The 531-nt window shown below is 65.0% G+C and carries 1 protein-coding gene; it reads left to right on the top strand.

The window, feature by feature from the left end; all coding sequences use genetic code 11:
- Positions 1 to 531 (top strand): GTP-binding protein (locus ACG04Q_RS25545; RefSeq protein WP_394514699.1); only part of this gene is annotated, 531 nt, incomplete at both ends.

Below are 531 nucleotides of genomic sequence, written 5' to 3'. Positions count from 1 at the left end.
CGCACGTGAACGTGGGCACGATCGGTCACGTCGACCACGGCAAGACCACGCTGACGGCTGCAATCGCGACCGTGCTGTCCAAGAAGTTCGGTGGCGAGGCCAAGGCCTACGACCAGATCGACGCAGCACCCGAAGAAAAGGCCCGCGGCATCACGATCAACACCGCGCACGTCGAGTACGAGACCGCCAACCGCCACTACGCGCACGTGGACTGCCCCGGCCACGCCGACTACGTCAAGAACATGATCACCGGTGCCGCCCAGATGGACGGCGCCATCCTGGTGTGCTCGGCCGCTGACGGCCCGATGCCCCAGACCCGCGAGCACATCCTGCTGGCTCGCCAGGTCGGCGTGAAGTACATCATCGTCTTCCTGAACAAGTGCGACATGGTCGACGACGCCGAGCTGCTCGAGCTGGTCGAAATGGAAGTTCGCGAACTCCTGTCCAAGTACGACTTCCCCGGCGACGACACCCCCATCGTCAAGGGTTCGGCCAAGCTGGCCCTGGAAGGCGACACGGGCGACCTGGGCG

This window comes from Pelomonas lactea (assembly GCF_043555885.1).
Classification (GTDB): domain Bacteria; phylum Pseudomonadota; class Gammaproteobacteria; order Burkholderiales; family Burkholderiaceae_C; genus Pelomonas; species Pelomonas lactea.
The sequence above is the reverse complement of the archived record's forward strand: the minus strand, read 5'-3'. Positions and strand labels throughout refer to the sequence as shown.